This window comes from Streptomyces argenteolus (assembly GCF_042902585.1).
In the GTDB taxonomy this organism is placed as follows: domain Bacteria; phylum Actinomycetota; class Actinomycetes; order Streptomycetales; family Streptomycetaceae; genus Streptomyces; species Streptomyces argenteolus.
The window spans coordinates 374,415-397,566 of sequence record NZ_JBIBEG010000007.1 but is presented as its reverse complement, the minus strand read 5'-3'; the positions used below and the strand labels follow the sequence as shown (position 1 = coordinate 397,566).

23 protein-coding genes are annotated in these 23,152 nt (G+C 72.6%); 12 read left to right on the top strand and 11 right to left on the bottom strand.

Annotated elements, in window-relative coordinates:
* The first annotated feature begins 232 nt into the window (after window positions 1-232).
* Window positions 233-1,678: a nucleobase:cation symporter-2 family protein gene (locus tag ACFY8O_RS25385; RefSeq protein WP_387906048.1), complete on the top strand. Its 1,446-nt coding sequence runs from the start codon at window positions 233-235 to the stop codon at window positions 1,676-1,678.
* 59 nt (window positions 1,679-1,737) lie between these two features.
* Here the strand turns inward: ACFY8O_RS25385 and ACFY8O_RS25380 are convergent, their stop codons facing one another.
* Both ACFY8O_RS25380 and ACFY8O_RS25375 read right to left on the bottom strand, forming a co-directional pair.
* Window positions 1,738-2,595, bottom strand: coding sequence for a chitosanase (locus tag ACFY8O_RS25380; RefSeq protein ID WP_387906047.1), 858 nt, complete (start codon window positions 2,593-2,595; stop codon window positions 1,738-1,740).
* 38 nt (window positions 2,596-2,633) lie between these two features.
* Window positions 2,634-3,503, bottom strand: a complete 870-nt coding sequence (locus tag ACFY8O_RS25375; protein WP_387906045.1) for a chitosanase — start codon at window positions 3,501-3,503, stop codon at window positions 2,634-2,636.
* Here ACFY8O_RS25375 and ACFY8O_RS25370 point away from each other — a divergent pair.
* A complete protein-coding gene (locus ACFY8O_RS25370; protein WP_387906043.1) occupies window positions 3,502-4,185 on the top strand; it encodes an alpha/beta fold hydrolase in 684 nt (227 codons plus the stop codon). The genes ACFY8O_RS25375 and ACFY8O_RS25370 overlap by 2 nt on opposite strands.
* A 535-nt stretch (window positions 4,186-4,720) precedes the next feature.
* On the opposite strand, the gene ACFY8O_RS25365 is transcribed toward ACFY8O_RS25370, so the two are convergent.
* On the bottom strand, window positions 4,721-5,329 hold the full coding sequence (locus ACFY8O_RS25365; RefSeq protein ID WP_387906041.1) for a TIGR03086 family metal-binding protein: 609 nt from the start codon (window positions 5,327-5,329) through the stop codon (window positions 4,721-4,723).
* A 117-nt stretch (window positions 5,330-5,446) separates the two neighbouring features.
* Here ACFY8O_RS25365 and ACFY8O_RS25360 point away from each other — a divergent pair, with 117 nt between their 5' ends.
* Window positions 5,447-6,439 carry a fibronectin type III domain-containing protein gene (locus tag ACFY8O_RS25360; protein WP_387906039.1) on the top strand — a complete coding sequence of 331 codons (993 nt, stop codon included), beginning with the start codon at window positions 5,447-5,449 and terminating at the stop codon, window positions 6,437-6,439.
* A gap of 15 nt (window positions 6,440-6,454) precedes the next feature.
* Here ACFY8O_RS25360 and ACFY8O_RS25355 read toward each other — a convergent pair whose 3' ends face one another.
* Window positions 6,455-7,060, bottom strand: coding sequence for a GOLPH3/VPS74 family protein (locus tag ACFY8O_RS25355; protein ID WP_387906037.1), 606 nt, complete (start codon window positions 7,058-7,060; stop codon window positions 6,455-6,457).
* 167 nt (window positions 7,061-7,227) lie between these two features.
* On the opposite strand from ACFY8O_RS25355, the gene ACFY8O_RS25350 reads away from it, so the two are divergent.
* On the top strand, window positions 7,228-7,821 hold the full coding sequence (locus ACFY8O_RS25350) for a QsdR family transcriptional regulator (protein WP_387906034.1): 594 nt from the start codon (window positions 7,228-7,230) through the stop codon (window positions 7,819-7,821).
* A 90-nt stretch (window positions 7,822-7,911) separates the two neighbouring features.
* Complete coding sequence (locus tag ACFY8O_RS25345; protein WP_387906032.1) at window positions 7,912-9,264, top strand: hypothetical protein; 1,353 nt, start codon at window positions 7,912-7,914, stop codon at window positions 9,262-9,264.
* Between the two features lie 204 nt (window positions 9,265-9,468).
* Here ACFY8O_RS25345 and aceB read toward each other — a convergent pair whose 3' ends face one another.
* Together aceB and ACFY8O_RS25335 are read right to left on the bottom strand one after the other, a co-directional pair.
* Window positions 9,469-11,088: a malate synthase A gene (gene aceB / locus ACFY8O_RS25340; protein ID WP_387906029.1), complete on the bottom strand. Its 1,620-nt coding sequence runs from the start codon at window positions 11,086-11,088 to the stop codon at window positions 9,469-9,471.
* A 285-nt stretch (window positions 11,089-11,373) separates the two neighbouring features.
* Window positions 11,374-11,979: a nucleotidyltransferase family protein gene (locus ACFY8O_RS25335; protein WP_387906027.1), complete on the bottom strand. Its 606-nt coding sequence runs from the start codon at window positions 11,977-11,979 to the stop codon at window positions 11,374-11,376.
* Window positions 11,980-12,170: 191 nt separating this feature from the next.
* On the opposite strand from ACFY8O_RS25335, the gene ACFY8O_RS25330 reads away from it, so the two are divergent.
* Window positions 12,171-12,485 carry a DUF5955 family protein gene (locus tag ACFY8O_RS25330; protein WP_145809809.1) on the top strand — a complete coding sequence of 105 codons (315 nt, stop codon included), beginning with the start codon at window positions 12,171-12,173 and terminating at the stop codon, window positions 12,483-12,485.
* A gap of 53 nt (window positions 12,486-12,538) precedes the next feature.
* On the opposite strand, the gene ACFY8O_RS25325 is transcribed toward ACFY8O_RS25330, so the two are convergent.
* Both ACFY8O_RS25325 and ACFY8O_RS25320 read right to left on the bottom strand, forming a co-directional pair.
* Window positions 12,539-13,171, bottom strand: coding sequence for a response regulator (locus ACFY8O_RS25325; protein ID WP_387906024.1), 633 nt, complete (start codon window positions 13,169-13,171; stop codon window positions 12,539-12,541).
* The gene (locus tag ACFY8O_RS25320) at window positions 13,168-14,412 is read right to left on the bottom strand and encodes a sensor histidine kinase (RefSeq protein WP_387906021.1); all 1,245 of its coding nucleotides are present in this window, start codon (window positions 14,410-14,412) and stop codon (window positions 13,168-13,170) included. Before ACFY8O_RS25320 ends, ACFY8O_RS25325 begins: the two co-directional genes overlap by 4 nt.
* 110 nt (window positions 14,413-14,522) lie before the next feature.
* On the opposite strand from ACFY8O_RS25320, the gene ACFY8O_RS25315 reads away from it, so the two are divergent.
* Window positions 14,523-15,602, top strand: coding sequence for an ABC transporter permease (locus tag ACFY8O_RS25315; protein WP_387906018.1), 1,080 nt, complete (start codon window positions 14,523-14,525; stop codon window positions 15,600-15,602).
* The gene (locus ACFY8O_RS25310) at window positions 15,599-16,336 is read left to right on the top strand and encodes an ABC transporter ATP-binding protein (protein ID WP_387906015.1); all 738 of its coding nucleotides are present in this window, start codon (window positions 15,599-15,601) and stop codon (window positions 16,334-16,336) included. Before ACFY8O_RS25315 ends, ACFY8O_RS25310 begins: the two co-directional genes overlap by 4 nt.
* 99 nt (window positions 16,337-16,435) lie before the next feature.
* Here ACFY8O_RS25310 and ACFY8O_RS25305 read toward each other — a convergent pair whose 3' ends face one another.
* Window positions 16,436-17,239, bottom strand: coding sequence for an IclR family transcriptional regulator (locus ACFY8O_RS25305; RefSeq protein WP_145809801.1), 804 nt, complete (start codon window positions 17,237-17,239; stop codon window positions 16,436-16,438).
* A gap of 335 nt (window positions 17,240-17,574) precedes the next feature.
* On the opposite strand from ACFY8O_RS25305, the gene allB reads away from it, so the two are divergent.
* The 3 genes from allB (at window position 17,575) to ACFY8O_RS25290 (ending at window position 20,467) form a co-directional block, all read left to right on the top strand.
* Window positions 17,575-18,918, top strand: a complete 1,344-nt coding sequence (gene allB / locus ACFY8O_RS25300; protein ID WP_387906011.1) for an allantoinase AllB — start codon at window positions 17,575-17,577, stop codon at window positions 18,916-18,918.
* Window positions 18,919-18,920: 2 nt separating this feature from the next.
* The gene (gene alc, locus ACFY8O_RS25295; protein WP_387906008.1) at window positions 18,921-20,036 is read left to right on the top strand and encodes an allantoicase; all 1,116 of its coding nucleotides are present in this window, start codon (window positions 18,921-18,923) and stop codon (window positions 20,034-20,036) included.
* A gap of 101 nt (window positions 20,037-20,137) precedes the next feature.
* Complete coding sequence (locus tag ACFY8O_RS25290; RefSeq protein ID WP_145809796.1) at window positions 20,138-20,467, top strand: putative quinol monooxygenase; 330 nt, start codon at window positions 20,138-20,140, stop codon at window positions 20,465-20,467.
* 212 nt (window positions 20,468-20,679) lie between these two features.
* Here ACFY8O_RS25290 and ACFY8O_RS25285 read toward each other — a convergent pair whose 3' ends face one another.
* Entirely contained in the window at window positions 20,680-21,516 is an 837-nt protein-coding gene (locus tag ACFY8O_RS25285; protein WP_387906005.1) for an aldo/keto reductase, read from the bottom strand.
* Between the two features lie 178 nt (window positions 21,517-21,694).
* On the opposite strand from ACFY8O_RS25285, the gene ACFY8O_RS25280 reads away from it, so the two are divergent.
* On the top strand, window positions 21,695-22,318 hold the full coding sequence (locus ACFY8O_RS25280; RefSeq protein ID WP_387906002.1) for a dihydrofolate reductase family protein: 624 nt from the start codon (window positions 21,695-21,697) through the stop codon (window positions 22,316-22,318).
* 13 nt (window positions 22,319-22,331) lie between these two features.
* On the opposite strand, the gene ACFY8O_RS25275 is transcribed toward ACFY8O_RS25280, so the two are convergent.
* Window positions 22,332-22,976, bottom strand: a complete 645-nt coding sequence (locus ACFY8O_RS25275; protein ID WP_145809790.1) for a TetR/AcrR family transcriptional regulator — start codon at window positions 22,974-22,976, stop codon at window positions 22,332-22,334.
* Between the last annotated feature and the right edge of the window lie 176 nt (window positions 22,977-23,152).

Sequence of the window (23,152 nt, the reverse complement as noted above, 5' to 3'; positions counted from 1 at the left end):
CACTCCCCCCGCCGCCGGCCGCCGGGGGGGCCCCGTCGGCGCCCGGCCCGCCCGGCCCCCCGGCCGCAGCCCATTGCTGGGGGGGGGGGGGGGGGGGGCCCCCCCCCCCCCCCCCCGCCACAGGAGAGCTCCAAGCTGCCCGCACCAGCTGCACGACCTGTACCAACGCACCACTCAGCACCACCTCCCTGACACCCACGTCGCCCCGACGTGCACCCGACCGGAGGAAGCCGTGGCAGCTACGCCCAGGTTTCGTAAGAACGCAGTCGACGCACATGCAGGAGAAGCAAGCACGACGGGCGGACCGGGCCCCGAACACCCGGTCGACGAGAGGCTCCCGCCCTTCAGGATGTTCACCAGCGGCCTCCAGCACGTGGCCGCGATGTACGCGGGTGTGGTGGCCCCGCCCATGATCGTCGGGCCCGCCGTGGGGCTCAGCGCCAAGGAGACCGCCTTCCTCATGGGGGCGAGCCTCTTCACCGCGGGGATAGCCACCCTGCTCCAGACCCTCGGCTTCTGGCGCATAGGCGCCCGGCTGCCGTTCGTCAATGGCGTCTCCTTCGCCGGTGTCACCCCGATGATCGCGATCGGCAAGGACAGGGGGCACGACGGCATCGCCGTCATCTTCGGCGCGATCATCGTCGCCGGTCTCCTCGGCTTCCTCCTCGCGCCGTACTTCTGCAAACTCGTCCGGTTCTTCCCACCCGTCGTCACCGGGACCGTCATCACCCTGATCGGCGTCTCGCTCCTGCCGGTCGCCTTCAACTGGTCGCAGGGCGGGAACGCCACCGCCGACGACTACGGTTCGACGACGAACATCACGATGGCCGCCGTCACCCTGGTGATCGTGCTCGCCCTGCGCAAACTGCTGCGGGGCTTCCTCCAGCAGATCGCCATCCTGCTCGGCCTGGTCGTCGGCACGCTCATCGCGATACCCGCCGGCATCACCGACTTCGGTGCCCTGGGCGACGCCGACCTGGTCGGTTTCCCGACGCCCTTCCACTTCGGCGCCCCGCAGTTCGAGATCGCCGCCATCATCTCGATGTGCATCGTGATGCTCGTCTGCATGACGGAGTCCACCGCCGACATGCTGGCCCTCGGCAAGATCGTCGGCCGCCCGGCCGACGAACGGACCATCGAGGGCGGTCTGCGCGCCGACACCCTGGGCAGCGCCGTCAGCCCGCTGTTCAACGGCTTCATGTGCAGCGCGTTCGCCCAGAACATCGGACTGGTCGCCATGACCAAGGTCCGCAGCCGCTTCGTCGTCGCCGCGGGCGGTGTCATCCTCGTCCTGCTCGGTCTCGTGCCCGTGGCCGCGTCGGTCATCGCCCTCGTACCGCTGCCGGTCCTCGGCGGCGCGGGGATCGTGCTCTTCGGCTCGGTCGCCGCGAGCGGCATCCAGACGCTGGCCACCGCCGCCCTGGAGAAGGGCGAGAACGCCCTCATCGTCGCGGCGGCCGTCGGGGTGGGCCTCATCCCGATCGCCGCGCCGGACTTCTACCACGCCTTCCCCGAGGACCTGCTCGTCGTCCTGGACTCGGGCATCTCCACCGGCTGCGTGGTGGCGATCGTGCTGAACCTGGCCTTCAACCACTGGGGGCGGTCGGCCGGCGAGGAGCCGGAGGCCGTCGAGAGCGAGCAGCCGAAGGACCCGATGGCCCTTCCCGTCGCCCACTGACCCCCAGGTGCGCGTACGGGAACCCCTCCCGGGCCCCGTACGCGCACCCCGCGGGGGTGTCAGCCGATGTGGAAGCTGTCGCCGTAGACCTTCCAGTCCAGCGGCGGATCGAGATCCAGATTGCGGTTCCGCAGGAAGACCCGCTGGGCCGTGTCCACCCGGCTGGTATCCGAGTGGGCCTCCTCCCTCTTCATCGCGCGCACCCGGGCGTCCAGGAAGGCGCCCAGGTAGGCCACCTCGTCACCGCCCCGCGACGGGGGCCGCGTCGTGGCCGGCACCGCCCGGCGGATGCCGCCGAAGCTCTGGCCGTCGTCGCCCGGGCCGTGCATGACGAGGGCGTCGTAGTAGATGAACTGGCCGAGTGTGCCGAGGCCGTCCGCCGTGCCCTGGCGCACAGCCGGATCGAAGTACACCCGGTCCCGCTCGTCCCGCTGCGCCCGCCGGAAACCCGCCTCGGAGGCCGCCCGCGCCCAGTCCCGGGGGAAGCCCGGATCGAGCCCGGCGTGCGAGGCGGTCCCGTCCACCTCGCGCAGGGCGGGCAGGTACTTCGCAAGTACGTTGCCGGGTTCCCGCGCGGTGTACAGCTCGACCAGCTTCAGCATGTCGCCGGTGCCGGAGCAGAAGCCGACGATGCCCGCGGTGTAGCCGCGGCCGTCGCCGATGTCCTCGATGTAGTCGTACTGGGCCTCCCAGTCCAGCGTGGAGTTCTCGGCACTGGACACCAGCCGCATGGCGATGTCCTTCTTGACGGGGTCGTCGAGCCCGGACGTGACTGCCTCCACGAGGTGAACGGCCGACGGCGCGGGGGCGCCGGCCAGAGCGGTGAACGGAACGGTGGCGAGGCCCAGCCCGAGGACCACCACCAGAGCGGCGGAGCGGGTCGTACGGCGAGCGGTGCCGGTGTGGGGGTGGTGCACCAGTCCTCCCAGGGAGTTCTTCCCCGGCCGTGCCGGGTTCAGCCCCCGTCGATGCGGAAGCTCTCGCCGTACACCTTCCATGCCAGGGGGGTCTCCAGCTGCAGTTTCCCCTCGCGCACGAACACGCGTTGCGCCGTCTCCACCCGGCTGGTGTCACTGTGCGAGGGCTCCTTGCGGATCGCGGCGACCCGGGAGTCCAGGAAGGCGTTCAGATAGTCCTCCTCGTCGCCTCCCTCGGACGGCGTGTCCGCCGCGGCGACCGCCCGGGCGCGGATCGTACGGAAGCCGACCGTGCCCGGCGCGTCGCCGTAGCCGTGCATCACGTACGCGTCGTAGTAGACGAACTGCCCCAGGGCGCTGAGTCCGTCGGCCCGGGCCCGCTCGACCGCCGGGTCGAAGTAGCTCTCGTCGCGTTCGGCGTCCTGCGCCGCCCGGAACTCCGCGTCGGCCGCCGCCTGCTTCCACGCCGCGGTGAAGGGGGCGCCCAGCCCTTCGTGGGAGTCGCTGCCCCGTACCGAGCGCAGGGCGGGGAGGAAGGCCTGGAGTGCGTTTCCCGGGCGTTTCGCCGCGTAACGCTCGACGACCTTCAGCATGTCACCCGTGCCGGAGCAGAAGCCGATGATCCCGGCGGTGTAGCCCCGGCCGTCGCCGATGTCCTCGATGTAGCCGTACTGCCCCTTCCAGTCCAGCGTGGAGTTCTCGGCGCTGGACACGAGCCGCATGGCGATGTCCTTCTTCGCGGGGTCGTCGAGATCCTTCTCGGGAGCTCCGGAACCGCTCCCGGAGCAACCGGACAGCAGGAGGGCCGCCGCGGCGGCGAGGGCGAGACGTCTGTGCTTCACGTGCCAAGCGTGCCAGGCCGGGGGGTGGAGCCGGCCGGGGTGCGGCGCCTGTAGCGTTCGGGACATGGAAGATCAGTCTGTTGTGGACGTCGGCGATGTGCGGCTGGCGTACCGGACCTGGGGCGACCCGTTCGGCTCGCCCGTCGTCCTCTTGCACGGTCTCGGCGGCTCGTCCGCGAGCTGGGAGGCCGTGGGCACCCGGCTCGGTGAGGAGTGGCGGGTCTACGCCATCGATCTGCGCGGGCACGGCGAGAGCGACTGGCCGGACGAGTACGGCTTCGAGCAGATGCGCGACGACGTCCTGGAGTTCCTCGACGCCTGCGAGCTGGACAGGGTCGGACTCGTCGGGCACTCGATGGGCGGGGTGGTGGCCTATCTCCTCGCCGAGGAGCACGCGGACCGGGTGGAGCGTCTGGTGCTGGTGGAGACCCCGCCGCCGTTCCCCGGGCAACTGGTCCCCGAGTCCGGGCCGACGGGGCCCGTGGACTACGACGAGAACGCCGTCCCGGCCGTCCGGGCCCAGATCGGCGCGCCCGAGCCGCGGTGGGAGGAGGAGCTGGGCCAGATCGTCGCCCCGACCCTGATGATCGCCGGGGGGCCGGAGAGCGACATGCCCCAGGGCCGCCTGCCGGACATGGCATCCCTCATCCCGGACTGCCGGCTGATCACGCTGGGCGGAGGCCACCAGGTGCACAGGAGGCACCCGGACCAGGTGGCCCAGCAGATCACGGAGTTCTTCACCAGCTGAGGCGGGCGCACGGGGACCGGTGCGGCCCGGAACGAGCCCGCGGCTCGTCCGCCGCCCCCGGACGAGTGCCCCGGGCCACCCGGACGGCTGCCGGTCCCCACGGGGCCCGGGGCGGGCACCCCGGACCGTGCGCGGTCACTCGCGGATGGCCGCGCATCGGCCTCGGGGCCGTCGGCAGCGGCCAGGAGGACGTCGAGGTGCTCGTGAACTCCCCGAGCTGCTGCGGCTCGAACCCGGCGCGGCCGACCGGCACCCCCGGCCTCTTCCGCTCGGCGTCGGCCGCGGTGGGCGCCTGCGGGGGAGCCGGCCGGTGAGCCGGACCCCGGCGCGCACCAGCTGGAGCGGAACCCGGACGGGGCCCGGCTTGCCCCCGTCGCCGCCGGACTCGTCCGCCACCCCGCGCGCCGGCGGGTGCCGGGTCGGGGCCGGCGGCGTCGAGGTACCCGGCGGTGCGTGCGCGCCGGGACTCGGCCGCCGGCCGGCTCACCTCGGAGACCCGCTCCCACTCCCTGACCGCATGGTGCGACCGGTGCCGTCAGTCGCCCGGCCGCCAGTCGGGCCTGCGTCCGCTCAGGGCGATGACGCGGTCCAGCAGGGGCGCGTCGGGCGGGACGGGGACGGGCGGGCCGAAGATCGCGCCGGGGCCGGTCCTGTCGTCGTCCCCGGGCGCCAGCATCGCCTCCGACGAGCGCAGGCTCGCCTCGTCCGCCCGGAACTCCTGCCCCGTCGACCTGGCCAGGTCCCAGCCGTGCACGAGCAGCTCGTTCCGGGCGACCGCTCCGGCGATCTCGCCGGGCAGGTCCACTCCGCCCGCCCGGGTCATCCCCTCCAGGGCGGCCGGGGAGCGCCAGGCCGTGACCAGCTCCTCCAGGAGCGTGGGCAGGCTCTCGCGCCAGTCGGCGGGGAGTACGGGCAGGGCCGAGTCCGGGGACGTGTCCGTCGTCGGGCCGAGCTTCCTGTACGCCGCGTCGCGGAAGGCGACGGTCAGCCCCACCAGGTGCCCGAGCAGCTCCTGTACCGCGTAGTCGGGGCAGGGCGTGGGGCCGGGCAGCTGATCGTCCCGGACGGCGCCCGCCAGCTCGCTGATCCGCCGCGCCACCGGCTCGAGGTCGAGGCCGGGCGCGGTGCTGTGGTGTGTATCCATACCCTTCAGACCCTTTCCGCGCCCGGAACTCATCGCGGACATTGCGGAACGTTCCGATCCAGCCCCTTGTGGGCGCCCCCACGCGCATGGCATATAGGTCTGGACCATTGCTGTCGGATGGAAGGCACCACCGTGCAACGCCCCCACGTACGCACCGCGTTGGCCTGCTCCACCGCCCTGCTCCTCTCCGCCCTCACCGCCTGCGCGGGATCGGCGGCAGCGGACACGGAGAAACCGACGGCGCCCCGGGGGGTGACCGCGCAGGCAGGCAGCGCCACCTCCGTCCACGTCATGTGGCAGCGCGCGTCCGACGACGAGGGGATCACCGGCTACGACGTGTACCGCGAGGGGAAGAAGGCCGCCTCGGTGGACGCTACGAAGCTGATGACGGACATCGACCGGCTCACCGCTTCCACGGCCTACGCCTTCACCGTCAGGGCCCGCGACGCCGCGGGGAACCTCTCCGCCCCGAGCGCCACCGTCTCCGTCACCACCCCCGCCGCCGCACCCGCGGACGAGGAGCCGCCGACCGGGCCCACGAAGCTGCGCGGCACGGCCGTCAGCGGCCGGACGGTCACCCTGTCCTGGGGCGGCTCCACGGACGACGTGGCCGTGACCTCGTACGACATCTACCAGGAGGACGCGCGCATCCACAGCGTCCCCGGCTCGCGGACGACGGCCCGGCTCAACGGGCTGACCCCCGGCACCGTCTACACCTTCACCGTGCGCGCCCGCGACGCCGCCGACCACTCGTCGCCGGACAGCAACGCCCTCGACCTGACCACCCCGTCCGCCCCCGGAGCCCCCGCGAGCACCGCGCCCACCGGACTGCGGACGACGACGACGGCGCACGGCGAGGAGTTCCTGGTCGACCTCTCCTGGGACCAGCCGGACACCGGCGGCACGATCCCCGCGTACCAGCTGTACCTGAACGGAAAGCTGACCACCACGATCGTCTGGGGCGGCACACCGCCCGCGGGCCGCGCGACGTACCGGCTCACGATGACGGACCCGCCCGGCACCCGCTACTCGCTCAAGATCCGTCCCAAGCTCCCCGACGGGAAGTGGGGCGACTTCTCGGCCCAGCGCACGGTGGTACTCCCGGGCTGACCGGCGGCCGGTCGCTCACGGCCCGCGCCAGAGGTTGGCGAAGGCCGCGTTCTCGATGGTCCGCCTCTGGCGTACGGCCTCCAGCTCCATCACCGCGTCGTGGACGGCGGCCACCACGGTCGTCACCGCCTCGTCGTCGAAGCCGCTCTCCTCGCCGGACCGGCCGTCGTCGATGCCCACGGCCGAGGCGAGGGCGGCCAGCACGGGTTCGCCCGACTCCCGGCGTCCGGCCGCCCGGCGCCGGCCGGGCGTATCGGCCGGTTCGACCCGCTCCGGGCCGAAGGGCGACCGGCCGCTGCGCTTCCGCGTCAGCTCGCCGTCCTGCTCCAGACCGGCCTGGTACGCGGCCGAGAGGTTCTCGCCCCTGCGCCACAGCCAGTCGTCGATCCGCTCGTGGGGCGGCTGCCGGGTGAGCCCGGCCGCGGCGTCGCCGAGGAGCGCGTCGTCCGGCGTCCGGGGCTCGCCCGGCACGATGCGGTCACCGTCCACGGTGACGGCCCCCGCACCGATGAGATCGATCAGCTCGGCTCCCGCGAGCGCGAGCGACAGGTCACCCTGCCCCACGGCATGCTCGGGCCGCGGGTCCAGGGTGATGATGAACAGGTCCTTCGCCGTGGTCATGAACGGCTCCCCTCGGAGGCATCGACTCAAGTGCGTCCCACCGGTCCCGTGCGGAGCCGGTGCGCGGCGGGGCGACCGTCACGATCAGTATCGCCCCCGGGAGCGCCGACGCGCTAAGGTACCGGCCCCCGGCGGCGGAGCCGGAGTCGTCGGAGGAGGCGGTCGGTATGCGGGACGCGCGGCCTTCCCGGCGTGTCGTCACCCGGGGCCATGTCGTGCGCGGAGCCTGCCGGTTCTTCCTGCGGCACGGCACCGTGGACATGGACGCGCTCGCGCAGGACCTCGCGATCAGCCGGGCGACCCTGTACCGCGTGGTGGGAAGCCGCGACGCGCTCCTGGCCGACGTGCTCTGGGAGCTGGCCGACCACCTGCTGGAACGGGCACGGCTGCGGCGCACCCGCGCGGGCGTGGACGGGGTCCTGGAGATCACCCGGTACTTCGTCGGCGCGCTGCGCGGCTCCGCCCCCTTCGAGGACTTCCTGCGGACCGAACCCGAGACGGCGCGGCGCCTGCTGACCGGCGGCCGTGTCCACCGGCGGGCGGTGCTGGCCCAGCGGAGCATCCTGCTGGAGGCGGGGGAGAGAGACCGCCTGTGGTCCCGCTCGGGCATCGACGATCTGGCGTACCTCTATGTCAGGGTCGTCGAATCCACCCTTTACGCCGAGCTGTTGAGCAGCCGCAGGCCGGACCTCGCCCTGGCCGAGCGCACTGCCCGCGCCGTGCTCCAGCAAACATGCGGGACCTCGCCCCGCGCGGGCTGAGACCGCCGTCTCAGCCTCGGTCCCGCGACTGGCGGGCCCCTTGGCACCGGCCGTAGCTTCCCCTCCGACGACGGCAACTCGGAGGACACGATGACCGGTTCCCAGCCGGCCCTGACGGGCCGGGCCACGCTGCTCGCTGTGTTTCTGGCACTCGTCGGAACACTCGCCGCCCTGGCGGCCCCGACCCGGGCCGCGGCCGTGCCACGCGCCTCGGTCAACCCCGTGATCTTCGTTCACGGGCAGGAGGGCTCGGCCCAGCAGTGGCAGGCACAGGCAAAGCGGTTCTCCAGCAACGGCTACCGCGACGACCTGCTGTACGTCCATGAGTACGACACCTCCATCGCCACCGACGACCACGCGATCGCCGGACTCGAAGCACTGGTCGACTCCGTCCGGGCGCGCACCGGCGCTTCCCAGGTCGACCTCCTGGCGCACTCGCGCGGGACACGGGTTGCGCAGGCCTACCTCTCCGTGCCGGAGCGCGCGGCGGAGGTCGCGAAGTACGTGAACCTGGACGGCCGTACCGCCGCCGCGCAGCCCGGCGGGGTGCCCACCCTGGCCATCTGGAGCAGCCTCCAGCCCAACGGTTCGATAGGCGGAGCGGTCAACGTCCACGAACCACAGGCGGGTCACACGGAGAGCGCCACCTCCGCCGAGAGTTTCGGGCACATCTACGCGTTCCTCCGCGGCCGGGCGCCGCTCACCACCCGGGTGCTGCCCGAGCTGCCCACTTCCGTGGAGATCGCCGGCCGAGCCCTGTACTTCCCGCAGAACACCGGCCTCGCGGGCCGTCTGGAGGTGTGGCGGCTGGACCCGGCCACCGGTGCCCGGGCCGGTCTGCTCCCGCAGCACGTCGTACGGGTCGGCGCGGACGGCGCCTTCGGGCCGCTCGAGGTGAACGGACGCGGCCACTACGAGCTGGCGTTGGTCCGCTCCGGCGAGCGCACCAACCACTTCTACTTCGAACCCTTCGAGCGCGACGACCGTTTCGTCCGGCTGCTCGTCTCCCCGCCGGGCGGGGTCGCGGACTCCATCGACGCGTGCCCGGGACAGACGGCGCTCACCGTGGTCCGCGCACGCGAGTGGCGGGCCGGCACGGCCGACGACGACGACCGGCTCCGGATCGGCGGGACCGATGTGCTCAACCCCGCCGTGTCCCCGCAACTCCGGCAGATCCTCGGCCTGTTCGCCTTCGACAAGGGGTGCGACGGGGTCAGTCACCTGGATGCGGCACTGCCGCCCTTCGACCGCGTACCGTTCCTGACGGCGACCGACCTGTCCCTCCCGGCCGACGAGCGGGGCAGGGGGGCGATCCCGGTCACGCAGACGATGCGCGGGACCGGCGGGGTGGACGAGACCCTCGCGGTGCCGAACTGGCCGTCCGACCGGCACACCGTGTCGCTGCTCTTCAAGGACTACGTCGACATCCCGTCCGGGGGCTGAACCGGGGGGCCGAACCGGGGCTGAGTGGCCGGGTACCCGTGGCCCGGGAACTGTTCGCGGCGTGTGGCCGGGAGCGAGGGCCGAAACCGGCAGGGACGGCATGGTCGCGTTCGCCGCCGTCCGAACGGGTCCGGCCGGGCCGTCACACGAAGGAGTCCCGTCAGCGGCGGCCGACGGGACTCCTTCGTGCGTGCGCGGGAGATGTCAGCGCAGCTGCTCGTACGCCGGCAGCGTCAGGAAGTCCGCGTAGTCCTGGTCCAGGGAGACCTGGAGCAGGAGGTCGTGGGCCTGCTGCCACTTGCCTGCCTCGAAGGCCTCGTCGCCGATCTCCGCGCGGATCGCGGCCAGTTCCTCGGCGGCGACCTTGCGGGCCAGGTCCGCCGTGGCGTGCTCGCCGTTCTCGAAGACCACGTCGGCGTTGATCCACTGCCAGATCTGCGAGCGCGAGATCTCGGCGGTGGCGGCGTCCTCCATCAGGTTGAAGATGGCGACGGCGCCCATGCCCCGCAGCCACGCCTCGATGTAGCGGATGCCGACCGCGACGGCGTTGCGCAGGCCGTCGTACGAGGGCTTGGCGTCGAGGGTGTCGATGGCGATCAGGTCGCCCGGCGCCACGGAGACGTCCTCGCGCAGGCGGTCCTTCTGGTTCGGCTTCGCGCCGAGCACCGCGTCGAAGGACGCCATCGCGATCGGCACCAGGTCCGGGTGGGCCACCCACGAGCCGTCGAAGCCGTCGTTCGCCTCGCGGTCCTTGTCGGCCTTGACCTTCTCGAAGGCGACCTTGTTGACCTCGGCGTCGCGCCGCGAGGGGATGAAGGCCGCCATGCCGCCGATGGCGTGCGCGCCGCGCTTGTGGCAGGTGCGGACCAGGAGTTCGGTGTACGCCCGCATGAACGGGGCGGTCATCGTGACCAGGTTGCGGTCCGGCAGGACGAACTTCGAGCCGCCGTCACGGAAGTTCTTGACGATGGAGAAGAGGTAGTCCCAGCGGCCCGCGTTCAGCCCGGAAGCGTGGTCGCGCAGCTCGTAGAGGATCTCCTCCATCTCGTACGCGGCCGTGATGGTCTCGATGAGGACCGTCGCGCGGACGGTTCCCTGCGGGATGCCGACGTAGTCCTGGGCGAAGACGAAGATGTCGTTCCAGAGGCGTGCCTCCAGGTGCGACTCCGTCTTCGGCAGGTAGAAGTACGGGCCCTTGCCGAGGTCGATCAGGCGCTGGGCGTTGTGGAAGAAGTAGAGGCCGAAGTCGACCAGCGCGCCCGGCACCGGAGTGCCGTCGAGCTGGAGGTGGCGCTCGTCCAGGTGCCATCCGCGCGGGCGCGTGACGACGGTGGCCAGCTCCTCGGCGGGCTTGAGCGCGTAGGACTTGCCCGACTTCGGGTCGGTGAAGTCGATGTTCCGGGTGTAGGCGTCGATCAGGTTGAGCTGGCCGGTGATCACGTTCTCCCACGTGGGGGCGGACGCGTCCTCGAAGTCGGCGAGCCAGACCTTGGCGCCCGAGTTCAGGGCGTTGATGGTCATCTTGCGGTCGGTCGGGCCGGTGATCTCGACCCGGCGGTCGTCCAGCGCGGCCGGGGCCGGCGCGACCTTCCAGGTGTCGTCCACGCGGAGCGCCTCCGTCTCCGGCAGGAAGTCCAGCGTGGAGGTGCGGGCGATCTCGGCGCGGCGCTCGCCGCGGCGGGCGAGCAGCTCGTCACGCCGGGGCGTGAACCGCCGGTGCAGCTCGGCCACGAACGCGAGGGCCGCATCGGTCAGGACCTCGTCCTGCCTCGGCAGGGGCTCGGCATCGACGATGGCCAGCGGGGACGGCGCTGGTGCGGACATGAGCTGTCACTCCTTCAGCGGGTGGTGCGACGGTATCCACGGCCGCCGGGTCGCCCTGGACGGCACGGGGTGCCAGGGCTCCGAGATACGGCCACGGACGCTGCCGAGGGCCGGAAGCGGAACCATGGGCTTCTGATCAGTGGATATTAGTTTCCTCATGGTGGAAGTTCAATGGTTTGTTGATATCGAGATTCTCCGGGTCGACAGACGCCCGGCGGCGGTGGCGCGGCGTGCCAGGCCCGGCACGGTCCGTTCCTCCGGTTCTCCTGGCCCGTCCCGGTGCGTTCACTCCAGGCGCGCGAGGTCCTCCGCGGTGTCGATGTCGTAGGCCTGAGCCACATCGGAACACTCGACGAGCGTGATCGCATCGCGATGGGCCCTCAGATAGGCCCGGGCTCCCTGGTCGCCCACCGCCCCCGCCGAGATGTCCGCCCAGCGGTGGGCCCCGAACAGCACGGGGTGACCGCGCTCCCCTCCGTACGAGGCCGCCGCCAGGGCCGTCCGTGTGCGGTAGGCCGATCCGACCCGGGCCACCGCCTCCGCCCCGATGCCCGGCTGGTCGACCAGGAGCACGAGCGCGGCGTCCGCGTCCGTCCCGGCGAGGGCGCCCAGCCCGGCGCGGAGGGAGGAGCCCATGCCCTCCTCCCAGAGCGGGTTCACGGTCACCACGCACCCCGACAGGTCCGCCCGCGCCCGCACCTCGGCGGCCGAGGCGCCGAGGACGACATGGACGGGTCCGCACCCGCCCTCGCGCAGGGTCCGCACCGCGTGTTCGACCAGGGGACGGCCGCGATGCTCCAGCAGGGCCTTCGGCCGCCCGCCGAGGCGACGGCCGCCACCGGCGGCCAGCAGCACCCCGGCGATCACGGGGGTCGGTCGTGTGTCAGTCATACGCCCTGGATACCACTGCGCCACCCGTACCGGCGGACGTGATGTCAGCCCTCAGGGGTACTCTCGTCCTGTGTCCGCGCAGTGGCGCACGCCATCTTTCATGGTGTTGACCGACGGACGGCTCCAGGCGTTCGACCACCGTCCGGGGGCCGTTCCACACACCGGCACGAGGACGTCCGAGGGGGAGTGCTGTGTTGCGAAGCGTGGGGCAGGAGCGGGTGGCCGGCAGCGGTGAGGACCCGAGAGTGGCGGAGCTGCGTACGGCGGTCTCCCGGCTCCGCCGTGAACTGGCGGGTCATCCGGCCGAGTTCCCGGACCGGGGCATCGCCGAGGAGGAGCTCGCCGCACTGGACGCCATGGCGGCCGGAGGCAGCCCCGAGATCCCACGGCTGCGGCGCTCGCTGCTGCTGGTCGCGGGGGCGATCGGCTCGGTCAGCGCGCTGGCTCCGGGCCTCCGCGAGGTCCGCGTCGCGGTCGAGCTCTTCGGGGAGCCGCCGCGCGGATGAGGCCTGCCGCGCGGACGGGGGCAGAAGCGTGAGAGCGGGGAGCGGGCAGCACGTCAGCGGCGGAGGAGGCGGCGTGCCGTCGCCGCCGCCACCGCCGAGGTGCGTGAATCGACGCCCAGCTTGGCGTAGATGTGCACCAGATGGGACTTCACCGTCGCCTGGCTGAGGAAGAGCCTCGTGCTGATCTGCTGGTTCGACAGGCCCTCTCCCACCAGCTGGAGCACTTCCAGCTCCCGTCGGGTCAGGGCCTGCGCCGGGGTCCGCATACGGTCCATCAGCCGGTGGGCGACGGCGGGAGCCAGGGCCGAGCGGCCGGCCGCCGCGTTCCGCACGGCGGCGGCCAGTTCCTCCGGCGGAGCGTCCTTCAGCAGATAGCCGCTGGCCCCCGCCTCGACGGCGGCGAGGATGTCGGCGTCCGAGTCGTACGTGGTGAGGATCAGGACGCGCGGCGCGCCGGGAACCGCGGCGATCGCCGCGGTGGCCTGCGCCCCGTCCATGCCCGGGCCGAACTGCAGATCCATGAGCACGACGTCGCACGCACCGGTCGCGGCCAGGGCGACGGCCCGTTCGGCGGTGGCGGCCTCGGCGACGACCTGGAAGTCCGGCTCGGTGTCCAGGACCGCGCGCAGCCCGGCGCGGACCACCGGGTGGTCGTCGGCGAGCAGCAGCCTGATCGGGCCGTTCATGCCGCCCTGCCCTCCGTGCCGGCCGCGTTCGCGGCGTCGTCCGGGGACCCGCAGGCCCGTCCGCCGGCGGCAGGAAGCGGCAGGGTGACCGCGACAGCCGTCCCCCGCCCGTGCCCCGACTCCACACTCAGCCTCCCGCCCAGCGAACGGGCCCGCGCGCGCATCGCCGGCAGCCCGAACCCTCCGCCCTCGCCCCCCGCCGGCTCGGCCGCCGTATCGAATCCCTGGCCGTCGTCCACCACGTCCAGGGACACGGAGGTCTCCATGAAACTGAGCGTGATCTCCGCCCGCCGCGCACCCGAGTGCCGCACGGTGTTGGCCAGCGCCGACTGCGCGGTGCGCAGCAGCGCCACCTCGTACGGGGTGGGCAGGGCGACCGGCCTGCCGCTGACCGCGAACCGCACCGCGAGCTCGGGGGCCGAGGTGCGCGAGGAGAGGCGGGTCAGCGCCGCGGGCAGGGAGCCGCGGTGCAGGTCCGGCGGGGTCAGCGCGCGGACGAACCGGCGGGCTTCGGCCAGGTTGTCCTGGGCTGCCTCGCGAGCGCGCCGTACGTGCGGGGTCGCGGGCGCGTCCTCGGGGAGCGAACGCTCGGCCGCCCGCAGCAGCAGCTGGATGCTGGACAGTCCCTGGGCGAGGGTGTCGTGAATCTCGCGAGCCAGCCGCTCCCGCTCGGCCAGGGTGCCCGCCGTACGCTCCGCCTCGGCGAGCTCCGCCCGGGTGGAGACGAGCTCCTCGATGAGCTCGCGGCGCCGCTCGCTCTCGCGGAACAGCGCGTCGTAGCCGAGTACGGTCGCCACGGCCACCGCCGCACCGAGCAGCGGGCCGATGAAGGTGCCCGGCGACACCTCCTGCCCGTGCGGCAGGAAACCGGCGATCGCCGCCACGGCCGTGAGGGCGACCGTGGGCGGACCCCACCGCGCGGGCAGCAGGTGCAACTGAAGGAAGTACAGCGGGAAGGCCAGCCAGAGGGCCTCGGGCGACAGCGCGAGCAGAGCCAGCCACACGGCGCCCAGCGCGGCGAGCCAGACGGCCGCGGCCCGGGTGCGCGGCTGGACGGCGGGCGCGAGCGCACCCGCCCCGTACAGCGCGGCCATCACGCTCGCCAGCACGAGGACGGCGGTGGCGTGCGCCGTCCCGTCGCCGGCCGTGCGCAGCGCGGTGAGCACCAGCAGCCCGGCCAGCAGTGCGTGCAGGCAGAGCCGCAGTGCGGCGGTGACGGGGGTGGGGGTGAGCGAGTCCATTTCCGTTCCAGCGTAGACGCGCCCGGCGCCGGGCCGGTCAATCGAAAGGTTGATGCCGGACCCGTCCGGCGCGCGATGTCCTCCCAGGTCCGGGGCCCGAGTCTGGAGTCATGTTCGTCGCATGGAGAGATCTTCGGTTCGCCAGGGGCAGGTTCGCCCTGATGGGCACGGTCGTCGTGCTGATCACCTTGCTCGTCGGGTTGCTGTCCGGGCTGACAGCGGGCCTGGGCAGGGAGAACACCTCGGCCGTCACCGGGCTGGACGCCGACCGCCTGGCCTTCGCGGCGCCTCCGGACGGCCGCGCGGTGTCCTTCTCCGACTCGGCCGTCGAGGAGAGTGCCTGGCGTACCTGGGGGGAGCGGCCCGGGGTCACCGCCGCACGGCCGCTGGGCATCCGGACGCTGAACGCCACCGCCGCGGAGGGAGAGCGGTCGGCCGCGGTGTCGGCGTTCGGCGCCGAGCCGGGCAGGGGGCTCGCGCCCGCCGGGATCGGCGCGGGCAAGGTCGTGCTCTCCGAGGGCGCGGCCGGCGACCTCGGCGCGGCGCCTGGTGACACCCTCGGCCTCGGCGGCTTCCGGGGGACCGTGGCGGCGGTCGCCGGCGACGCCTCGTACAGCCACACGCCGGTGGTGTGGACCTCGCTCGGCGACTGGCAGCGCATCGGCGACGCCGGGGAGCGGGCCACCGTGATCGCCCTCACCACGACCGCCGGGGCGGACCTCTCCGCAGGCGACCGGGCGGCGGGCACCAGCACGCTGACCCTGGAGGACTCCCTCGCGGCGATCGGCTCCTACCAGGCCGAGAACAGCTCGCTCCAGCTGATGCGCGGCTTCCTCTTCGTCATCTCCGCGCTCGTCGTCGGCGCCTTCTTCACCGTCTGGACGATCCAGCGCAGTGGCGACGTCGCCGTGCTCAAGGCGCTGGGCGCCTCCACCCCGTATCTGCTGAAGGACGCGCTCGGTCAGGCCGTGGTGGTGCTCGCCGTCGGTACCGGCGTGGGCACCGCGCTCGCCGTAGGGGCCGGTGCGCTGGTCGGCGGGGACGGCGGCGCCGTGCCCTTCGTGCTGGACGTGCCGACCGTCCTCGTCCCCGCCGGGGTGATGATCGTCCTCGGCGCGCTCGGGGCGGCCCTGTCCATCCGGCGGATCACCGCCGTCGACCCCCTCACCGCGCTCGGGAGCGTCCGATGACCCTCACCCTCACCGATGTCACCCTCACCTACCCCGACGGCGACACGCGGCTCACCGCACTCGACCGAGTCTCCCTGACCGTGCCGGCGGGCACGGTCACCGCGGTCGCCGGACCGTCCGGCTCCGGCAAGTCCAGCCTCCTCGCGGTGGCCGCCACGCTCGTCACCCCGGACCGCGGACGCGTCGTGGTCGCCGGTACGGACACCTCCGGGCTCGGCCGCGCCGACACGGCCGCCCTGCGGCGCGCCCACATCGGCATCGTCTTCCAGCAGCCGCATCTGCTGCCGTCGCTCACCGCGCTGGAGCAGCTCCAGGTGATGGCCCACCTCTCGCACGGTTCGGCGCGCGCCGCGCGGGGGCGGGCGATGGATCTGCTGGACGCGGTCGGCCTCGCGGACCGGTCCGGCAGCAGACCCCACCAGTTGTCGGGCGGTCAGCGCCAGCGGGTCAACATCGCCCGCGCCCTGATGAACGAGCCGGCGGTGCTGCTCGTCGACGAGCCGACGAGCGCTCTCGACCACGCACGCGGTTCCGCCGTCCTGGACCTGCTGGTCGCCCTGACCCGGGAGCGCTCGACGGCCACGGTCATGGTGACCCACGACCGGGCACACCTGGACCGGGTGGACAGGACGGTGGGCATGGAGGACGGACGGCTGTCGTCTCCGCCGGCCACGGCCCGTGCGGTGTCCGGGACCGCCGGGGCGTACGAGGCCGACGAGGCCGCCAGGACCTGACCGGTGCCGGGTCCGGGGGCCGAGGGTGAGGACACCACCTCGCGGCGTGAGCCCCCGAGGGGGAGAACGCCTCGCGGAGTGAGGCACCCCGGCGCGGCGTCAGCCCGCCGAACCGCCGCTGCTCGCCAGCGCCTCGGAGAGCTCCTTCGCGATCTGCTGCAGGATCGGCACGATCCGCTCCGTCGCCGTCTCCGTCACCCGGCCCGCGGGCCCCGAGATGGAGATGGCCGCCGAGGTGGGGGAGTCCGGCACCGAGACCGCGAGGCAGCGGACCCCGATCTCCTGCTCGTTGTCGTCCACGGCGTAACCCGCCCTGCGCACCTGTTCCAGCGCGTCCAGGAAACCGTCCGGGGTGGTGATCGTCTTCTCGGTGGCCGCCGGCATGCCCGTGCGGGCCAGCAGGGCCCGTACCTCGTCGGGCGGGGTGTGCGCGAGGAGCGCCTTGCCGACTCCGGTGGAGTGGGGGAGTACCCGCCGGCCCACCTCGGTGAACATCCGCATCGAGTGCTTGGACGGCACCTGGGCGACGTACACGATCTCGTCCCCGTCGAGCAGGGCCATGTTCGCCGTCTCGCCGGTCTCCTCCACCAGCCGCTGGAGGTACGGCCGGGCCCAGGTGCCCAGCAGGCGGGACGCGGACTCGCCGAGGCGGATCAGGCGAGGGCCCAGGGCGTAACGCCGGTTGGGCTGCTGGCGCACATAGCCGCACACGACCAGGGTGCGCATCAGCCGGTGGATGGTCGGCAGCGGGAGCCCGCTGCTCGCGGAGAGTTCGCTGAGCCCGACCTCGCCCCCCGCGTCGGCCATGCGCTCCAGCAGGTCGAAGGCACGCTCCAGGGACTGCACGCCGCCACTGGGACCGGCGGGCTTGGAGTCGGAAGTGCTGGCGTGGGACGGCGGCACGTCAACGGTCCTTTCGAAGCGGAGGCAAGGCAGCAGCCTACCGGGCTGTTCCCGATCGGCCCACTGCTCCCGGTGCGGCGTCCTTGCCGGTCAGGACCTGTTTTGTCCTGGTGTCGACGCTCCGGCCCCGCTTCGGTCCGGGCTCCGGTGAGGGCGCTCCTGGCCCATTCTACGTTCCGTCTTGCGAAAAAGAACTTTTACTTCGTGGAAACGTCCAAGCATTGCCCTCCATGATCCTCCGGGGGTTCCATGGGGAGGGTGAGGTCTTGACGGAGCCGCTTCCCCGAGTGAAGACTCCTTCAACAGTTCGTTGAAATCAGCCCTGAGGAGCACAGGTGCCCGGTGTGGACGTGAAGCTGGTACTGCGCTCGACGCGCGTCGTCACCCCTGAGGGGACCCGTCCCGCCGCGGTCCTCGTCTCCGGCGGGACGATCGAGGCGGTCCTGCCCTACGACGCCGAGGTGCCCGCCGGTGCCCGGCTGGAGGACGTCGGCGACCACGCCGTGCTCCCGGGCCTCGTCGACACCCACGTCCATGTGAACGACCCCGGCCGCACCGAATGGGAGGGCTTCTGGACCGCCACGCGTGCTGCCGCCGCCGGCGGTATCACGACCCTGCTCGACATGCCGCTGAACTCGCTGCCGCCGACCACCACGGCCGAGCACCTGCGGATCAAGCAGGAGGTCGCCCGGCCCAAGGCACACATCGACGTGGGCTTCTGGGGTGGCGCGCTGCCGGACAACGTCAAGGACCTGCGCCCGCTGCACGACGCCGGTGTCTTCGGCTTCAAGTGCTTCCTCTCGCCCTCCGGCGTGGACGAGTTCCCCGAGCTGGACCAGGAGCAGCTGGCCCGCTCCCTGGCGGAGATCGCGGGATTCGGCGGTCTGCTCATCGTGCACGCCGAGGACCCGCACGAGCTGGCGTCCGCGCCCCAGCGCGGCGGGGGGAAGTACGCCGACTTCCTCGCCTCGCGGCCGCGCGACGCCGAGAACCAGGCGATCGAGAACCTGATCGCGCAGGCCAAGCGGCTGAACGCCCGTGTCCACGTGCTGCACCTGTCCTCCAGCGACGCACTCGGGACGATCGCGGCGGCCAGGCGTGAGGGTGTCCGCGTCACCGTGGAGTCGTGCCCGCACTTCCTCACCCTGACCGCCGAGGAAGTCCCGGACGGGGCCACGGAGTTCAAGTGCTGCCCGCCGATCCGGGAGGCCTCCAACCAGGACGCGCTCTGGGCCGGGCTCGCCGACGGGACGATCGACTGCATCGTCTCCGACCACTCGCCCTCCACCGCCGACCTCAAGACCCCCGACTTCGCGACCGCGTGGGGCGGCATCTCCTCGCTCCAGCTCGGCCTGCCGGCGATCTGGACCGAGGCGCGCCGGCGCGGGCACACGCTCGACGACGTCGCCCGCTGGATGTCCACCGCTCCCGCCCGACTCGCCGGCCTGGAGCAGAAGGGTGCCGTCGAGGCGGGCCGGGACGCCGACTTCGCGGTGCTCGACGCCGAGGCCACCTTCACCGTGGACCCCGCCGAGCTGCAGCACCGCAACCGCGTCACCGCCTACGCCGGGAAGACCCTGCACGGAGTCGTCAGGTCCACCTGGCTGCGCGGCACGCGCATCGCGGCCGACGGCGTACTCGCCGATCCCACCGGCCGTCTCCTGGAGAGGAACCACTGACCATGACGGTGACCCCGCGCTTCACCGGCGACGCGAGCCCGTACGGCGGCGGCGACCCGTACGCCGACTACCGCACCGCCGACTTCCCCTTCACCCACCTCGTGGACCTGGCCGACCGGCGGCTCGGCGCCGGTGTCATCGCCGCCAACGACGAGTTCTTCGCCGAGCGGGAGAACCTCCTGAAGCCGGAGCCCGCCGCGTTCGACCCCGAGCGCTTCGGGCACAAGGGCAAGATCATGGACGGCTGGGAGACCCGCCGCAGGCGTGGCGCGAGCGCCGCCGAGCCGCACCCCGCCGACGAGGACCACGACTGGGCCCTCGTGCGCCTCGGGGCGCCGGGCGTGGTGCGCGGCCTGGTCGTCGACACCGCCCACTTCCGTGGCAACTACCCGCAGTCGGTCTCGGTCGAGGCGACCTCGCTGCCCGGCTCCCCGTCCCCGGAGGACCTGCTGGCGCCCGAGGTGAAGTGGACAACCCTCGTGCCCCGTACGGCCGTCGGCGGGCACGCGGCCAACGGATTCGTGGTCGAGGCCGCCCAGCGCTTCACCCATCTGCGGGTCAACCAGCACCCGGACGGCGGCATAGCGCGCCTGCGCGTCCACGGCGAGGTCGTCCCCGATCCCGCATGGCTGGCCGCCCTCGGCACGTTCGACCTGGTGGCCCTGGAGAACGGCGGCGGGGTCGAGGACGCCTCCGACCGCTTCTACTCCCCGGCCACGAACACCATCGCCCCGGGCCGCTCCCGCAAGATGGACGACGGCTGGGAGACCCGGCGACGTCGGGACAAGGGCAACGACTGGATCCGCTACCGGCTGGTGGAGCAGGCGGAGATCCGCGCCGTGGAGATCGACACCGCCTACCTCAAGGGCAACGCGGCGGGCTGGGCGCAGATCTCGGTGAGCGACGGGGAGGGCGGCGAACCGGCCGAACTCCTGCCTCGCACCCGGCTCCAGCCCGACACGAACCATCGCTTCGTCCTGCCGGAGCCCGTCCGGGGCACCCACGTGCGGATCGACATCTTCCCCGACGGCGGGATCTCCCGGCTGCGGCTCTTCGGTTCCCTGACCGAGCAGGGCGAGACGCGGCTTGCGGCCCGTCATGTGGAGCTCGGGGAGTGAGGGGCTGCCGCGGCACCGAGGGGCGGGTGTGCCGCTTCCTGTCCGGCCTGTAGGCATATGGGACCCTGGTCGGGACGCTTTCCTCCCGACCAGGAGTCACCATGATCTTCATCGCCGTCAAGTTCACCGTGCGTTCCGCCGAACGCGACAACTGGCTTCCGGCCGTCGAGGACTTCACCCTCGCCACCCGTCAGGAGCCGGGCAACCTCTTCTTCGACTGGTCCTACAGCGTCGAGAACCCGGACCAGTTCGTGCTGCTGGAAGCGTTCGCCTCGCAGGAGGCCGGTGTGGCGCACGTGAACTCCGACCACTTCAAGGCGGCGATCGAGACCATGTCCGAGCTTGTCAGCGAGGTGCCGGAGATCATCAACGTCGAGGTGCCCGGGGACGACTGGTCCCGGATGTCGGAGGTCACCCCGCGCAACCGGTGACGGCGTCCGGACCGTGCGACCGGTGACGGTCCGCAGGCCGCGCGACCCCTGACGGCTCCCGCGCCGAGCCGGACGACGCGTGAGGCTGCCACACCTGGCCGCGCGGCGGGTGACGGTCCGCAGGCCGCGCGACCGGTGGCGCCGGCCCGGCCGGACGACGCGTGGCGCCGACGTGCCGTGCGGTGTGTGCGGGGGACGGGCCGGGGCGGCCCTCAGAACTCCTCGTGCGTAGCAGGGTCCCCGCCGAAGCGGTGCGGCGGCCGTGCTCCGATCCGGTCCAGCTCCCGCTGCGTCAGTTCGAAGCCGAACAGGTCGAGGTTCTCCCGCTGCCGCCCGGGGTCGGCCGACTTCGGGATCGGAACGGCCCCCAGCTGGGTGTGCCACCGCAGGACGACCTGGCCCGGCGTCACCCCGTGCGCCTCGGCCGCGGCGACGACCTCCGGGGCCTCCAGCACCTGCCGCCCCCGGGCCAGCGGGCTCCAGCTCTCGGTGACGATGCCCTTCGCCTCGTGCACCGCCCGCAGTTCCTCCTGCGGGAGCAGCGGATGCATCTCGATCTGGTTCACCACGGGCAGGACACCCGTCTCCCGCTCCAGCCGGTCCAGGTGCTCCGCCGTGAAGTTGGAGACGCCGATGGAGCGGACGAGACCCTCCTCGCGGAGCTTGATCATCGCCTTCCAGGTGTCGACGTACTTGTCCACCCGGGGCAGCGGCCAGTGGATGAGGTACAGGTCGACGTAGTCCAGGCCCAGATTGCTCCGGGACTCCTCGAAGGAGGCGAGCGTCTCCTCGTAGCCGTGGTGCCGGCCGGGCACCTTCGTCGTGACGAAGAGCTCCTGCCGGGGCACCCCCGAGCGGGCGATCCCACGGCCCGTGCCGGTCTCGTTCCCGTAGTTCAGCGCGGTGTCCACGAGCCGGTAGCCGAGCTCCAGCGCACCGGCGACGGCCTTCTCCGCGGCCTCGTCGTCGAGCGGCCAGGTGCCGAGGCCCACTGCGGGGATGGTGCTGCCGTCGTGCAGATTACGGACCGGGGTCGGTGTCTCGCTCATGGTCTGCCCTTTCGTTCGCATACCGTCCCGGCCAGCCTAGGGCGGCCCACCGGACGGGGCGCGCGACGCGGCCCGGAGTACCCGCCGGGCGCGGCGACGCGTTCCGTCCGAGAGTGGGGTCTGTACAGGTGGAGGCACCCCCGGGGCGCACGGCAGCGCTGCACGAAGGAGCGGGACCATGGCGAAGCTGACCCTCACCACGTTCGTGTCCCTCGACGGTGTGATGCAGGCCCCCGGAGGGCCCGAGGAGGACACCTCCGGCGGATTCGGGTACGGCGGCTGGGTGGTGCCCTTCGCGGACGACGGGATGGTGGCCTTCGCCCACGAGGTCTTCGACCGCGCCGGCGCCTTTCTCCTCGGACGGCGTACGTACGACATCTTCTCGGCTTACTGGCCCCAGGTCACCGACCCGGAGGACCCGATCGCCTCCCGCCTGAACACGCTGACCAAGCACGTCGTCTCCACTACCCTGAACGACCCCGCCTGGGAGAACACCACCGTCGTCCCGGGGGACGTCCCGGCCGAGGTCGCCCGGCTGAAGGAGCGGACGGCGGAGGGTGAGCTGCAGATCCACGGCAGCGGCACCCTGGCGCGGTCCCTGCTGGCGCACGACCTGATCGACGAGATCAACCTGCTCCTGCACCCCGTCTACCTGGGCAGCGGCAGGCGTCTCTTCCCGGACGGCGGCAGGCCGACGGCCTTCGAGCTGACGGATCACCGGACCACCGGGAGCGGCATCGCGATCCACACCTACCGGCTGGACGGCCGTGCGCGGTTCGGGACCTTCGAGGACGGGGTGTGAGGGGCCGGCGGGGTCAGGGGGCCGGAGGCAGCGTCGAACGCTCCGTCGCGGCGGCGCGCAGCCGCCCCAGGATGGCCCGTGCGGCCTTGGTGTAGCCGGGGTTGTTGTTGTGCAGCACGGACTCCGCGTTCGCCAGCTCCATGAACGCGATGAGCTCGAAGGCCAGCTGGGAGACGTCCGTGTCCGCGGCGAGTTCGCCCCGCACCCGGGCCTCCTCGATCGTCTCCTCGACGAAGGTGACCCAGCCCGTCTGCGTGGAGGCCAGCGCGTCGTGCACCTTGCCCTCCCGCGAATCGAACTCGGCGATGGTCGCGTAGAAGAAGCAGCCGCCGATGAACACCCGGCGCTGTGAGTAGGAGAGCCAGCTCTCGCACATCCGCCAGACCCGTCCCAGGCCCGGCGGCGCCGCCCGCGTCGGGGTCAGAACGTGCTCCACGAAGACGTTCACGGCCGCGCGCACGGTGGCGAGCTGCAGTTCCTCCTTGGAGCCGAACAGGGCGAACACACCGCTCTTGCTCAGCTTCAGCTCCGTGGCCAGGCGCCCGAGCGACAGGCCTTCGAGCCCTTCGGCCGAGGCGACCTGGACCGCGCGCCCCAGTACCAGCTGCCTGGTCTGGTTCCCCCGCTCGATCCGTCCGTCCAGCCGCGCTCCACCCATGTGCCAACTCCGTGTGTCCGAGCGTCCCAAGACCGACATTCTAGGAGGAGCCGGCCCCCCACCGGACCGCTTTCGCCCCGTTGGACCCCTGAGGGCTCATGGCCGGGCCGCCCTGCGGACAGAGGTTCCCGAGAGGGGTGTCCGTTCGGTACGGTGATCGCTCCCGTGCGAGCCGG